A 3,218-nucleotide genomic window follows, 5' to 3' on the forward strand; every position below is an offset into this window, starting at 1 on the left:
GGGGTCCGGAGGCCGCTGTGCCCGGACCCCGCCCGCCCCGCATCGGCCCGCCGGTGCTCGGGGCGGGACCGCCCTCGATCAGGGCACCGGTCCCTCGGGCGGACCTCCCGGGCCCACCCCACCGACCACCTCACCGAGACCCCTCATCGAAGGAGAGCGTCATGACCGCCCAGATCCTCGACGGCAAGGCCACCGCGAAGGCGATCAAGCAGGAGCTCGCCGAGCGCGTCACCCGCCTGGTCGACGCCGGTCACCCGCGTCCCGGTCTCGCGACCGTGCTGGTCGGCGATGACCCGGGCAGCGCCGCCTATGTGCGCGGCAAGCACCGCGACAGCGAGCAGATCGGCCTGAACTCGATCCAGAAGCACCTCCCGGCTGACGCCACCCAGGAGGAGGTCGAGGCGGTCGTCGACGAGCTCAACGCCGACCCCGCCTGCACCGGCTACATCGTCCAGCTGCCGCTGCCGAAGCACCTCGACACCGACGCGATCCTCGAGCGGATCGACCCGGCCAAGGACGCCGACGGCCTCCACCCCACGAACCTCGGCCGTCTGGTCCTGAACGCCTACTCGCCGATCAATACGCCGCTGCCCTGCACGCCCCGGGCCGTGATCGAGCTGCTCGTGCGGCACGACCTCGACCTCAAGGGCAAGGACGTGGTCGTGATCGGCCGCGGCGTCACCGTCGGCCGTTCGATCGGCGCGCTGATGACCCGCCGCTCGATCAACGCGACCGTCACCCTCACCCACACCGGCACGACGGACCTCCCCGCGCACCTGCGCCGCGCCGACGTGATCGTCGCCGCCGCGGGCGTCGCCCACCTGGTCCGGCCCGAGGACGTCAAGCCCGGGGCGATCGTGCTCGACGTCGGCGTCTCCCGCCAGGACGACCCCGAGGGCGGGAAGGCGAAGCTCGTGGGCGACGTGGACCCGGACGTCGCCGAGGTCGCCTCCTGGATCAGCCCCAACCCCGGCGGTGTCGGCCCCATGACCCGCGCGCTGCTGGTGAGCAACGTCGTCGAGGCGGCCGAGCACGCTGCCGGCATCGAGGACTGAGACCCCGGCGGGGCGGGCAGAGCCGCCCGCCCAGTCGTCCCCGCGTCGCGGTCGCTCGGCCCCGCTGACATACTGGTCGGCATGACTTTCACCCTCGCCACCGTCAACGTCAACGGCCTGCGGGCCGCGGCCCGCAAGGGGATGGCCGACTGGCTCGCGACCACCGCGGCCGACGTCATCACCCTGCAGGAGGTGCGGGCGCCCTCGGAGCTGCTCGCCGATCTGGTGGGGGAGGACTGGACCATCGTCGGCGAGGCCTCCGAGCTCAAGGGCCGCAACGGCGTCGCGATCGCCGCCCGCACCTCGCTGGAGAGCATCGACCTCGAGGGAGTCCGCCGCGGCCTGCCGGGACTGACCGAGCCCACCCACACCGGCCGCTGGCTCGAGGCCGACCTCGAGGACCCGCTCGGCGACGGCACCGGCCTGACCGTCATCTCCTGCTACATGCACTCCGGCAACACCGAGAAGCCGCAGACCATGATCGACAAGTACGCCTTCCTCGACGTGGCCATGGAGCGCCTGGACGCGCTGCGCGCCGACGGCCGTCACGTGGCCCTCACCGGCGACCTCAACATCGCCCACGCCAACAACGACATCAAGAACTGGAAGGGCAACCTGAAGTCCGCCGGCTTCCTGCCCGAGGAGCGCGCCTATCTCGACCGCCTGCTGGTCGAGGGCGACTGGGTGGACGTCCAGCGCCGTCTCGCCGGCGACGTGCCCGGCCCGTACACCTGGTGGTCCCAGCGGGGAAAGGCCTTCGACAACGACTCCGGCTGGCGCATCGACTACCAGCTGACCACCCCGGCGCTCGGCGAGAAGGCGACCTCAGCGCAGGTGGATCGCGCGACCAGCTACGACACCCGCTGGTCCGACCACGCACCGCTGGTGGTCACCTACTCCTGAGCCCTCACCGGGCGCCGTCGGCGCGGCCTCTCCCGGCCGACGGCACCCGGTCCGCCCCGCGCTCGAGACCGCGCGCAGCCGCGGCGGCACCGCGGGCCGCGGGCCGGACCTGTCGCCGATCGCCCTTCTCCTCCTCCGGGCACGGTCCTACGCTGTGCCCATGGAGACCCGCACCCTGTCCCTGCCCGACGCCGAGATCGTCCACGACGTGCACGGCCCGCTGCCCCCGGCCGACGGCGGCGAGGTGCTGCTGGTCATCGGCCAGCCCATGACCGCCGACGGCTTCGCCGACCTGATCTCCGAGCTCCCGGACCGCACCGTGGTCGCCTACGACCCGCGCGGACTCGGCCGGAGCACTCGCAGTGACGGCAGCTCCCTGAACGACCCGTCCCTGCAGGCGGAGGACCTCCACACCCTGATCACGGATCTCGGCGCACCGGTGCAGATGTTCGCCAGCAGCGGCGGCGCCGTCGCCGCGCGCGCCCTGCTCACGGCGCATCCCGAGGACGTCAGCCGGGTCGTCGCCCATGAGCCGCCCGTCTTGAGCGTCCTGCCCGATGCGGAGCTCGCCGAGCGCGCGAACGATGCCGTCGGCCGCGCCTATCAGGAGCGCGGCTGGGGTGCGGGGCTCGCTGCCTTCCTCGCCATGAGCATGTGGCAGGGCGAGTTCACCGAGGAGTTCCTCGCCCAGCCCCTGCCCGATCCCGCCCGGTTCGGCCTGCCCGGTCAGGACGACGGCACACGGGAGGACCCGCTGTTGTCCGGGACGAGCGCGCCAGTGACCTCCTACCAGCCGGACCTCGAGGCGCTGCGCTCCGCGGGGGACCGTCTGGTCCTCGCCGCGGGGGAGCAGACGGGGGAGGCGATCACCGCCCGCACCACGCGCGCCCTCGCCGAGGCGCTCGGCACCGAGCCGCTCGTCTTCCCGGGAGACCACGGCGGCTTCGCCGTCGGCGACCCGTCCCATCCGGGCGACCCCGCCGCCTTCGCGACGCGCCTGCGCGAGGTGCTCGCCGCCCGCGGCTGACCGGGCCGGGCGGCGAGCACTTCGAGTGCCGCGAAGTTTTGTGCTGCTCAGGACCCATGTCGCGGCCCACATGAGTCGTAGGGGACACAAAACTTCGGCGCGCGGCGCGCGGCGCGCGGCGTGCGGCGTGAGGCGCATGGAGCGGCGGGTGCGTGGCGCGACGCTCAGCGTGCGAGGCGCGGCGGGTTCCGCGGTGCGCGGTATCGGCGGGTGGGCCCCGGGCGGCGCGCCCG

General features: G+C 73.5%; 3 protein-coding genes. All 3 read left to right on the plus strand.

The window, feature by feature from the left end; translation table 11 throughout:
• The first annotated feature begins 161 nt into the window (after window positions 1-161).
• Window positions 162-1,055: a bifunctional methylenetetrahydrofolate dehydrogenase/methenyltetrahydrofolate cyclohydrolase gene (locus HMPREF3159_RS11170; RefSeq protein ID WP_070501090.1), complete on the plus strand. Its 894-nt coding sequence runs from the start codon at window positions 162-164 to the stop codon at window positions 1,053-1,055.
• 81 nt (window positions 1,056-1,136) lie between these two features.
• Window positions 1,137-1,958, plus strand: a complete 822-nt coding sequence (locus HMPREF3159_RS11175) for an exodeoxyribonuclease III (RefSeq protein ID WP_070501091.1) — start codon at window positions 1,137-1,139, stop codon at window positions 1,956-1,958.
• Between the two features lie 160 nt (window positions 1,959-2,118).
• Complete coding sequence (locus HMPREF3159_RS11180) at window positions 2,119-2,985, plus strand: alpha/beta fold hydrolase (protein ID WP_070501092.1); 867 nt, start codon at window positions 2,119-2,121, stop codon at window positions 2,983-2,985.
• The last annotated feature ends 233 nt before the right edge of the window (window positions 2,986-3,218 follow it).

The sequence above is a fragment of the Brachybacterium sp. HMSC06H03 genome (assembly GCF_001807385.1).
In the GTDB taxonomy this organism is placed as follows: Bacteria; Actinomycetota; Actinomycetes; order Actinomycetales; family Dermabacteraceae; genus Brachybacterium; species Brachybacterium conglomeratum.

Coding starts and splice junctions, on each gene's coding strand:
- HMPREF3159_RS11180 (WP_070501092.1), top strand. CDS start 2,119: ATGGAGACCCGCACCCTGTCCCTGCCCGACGCCGAGATCGTCCACGAC.
- HMPREF3159_RS11175 (WP_070501091.1), top strand. CDS start 1,137: ATGACTTTCACCCTCGCCACCGTCAACGTCAACGGCCTGCGGGCCGCG.
- HMPREF3159_RS11170 (WP_070501090.1), top strand. CDS start 162: ATGACCGCCCAGATCCTCGACGGCAAGGCCACCGCGAAGGCGATCAAG.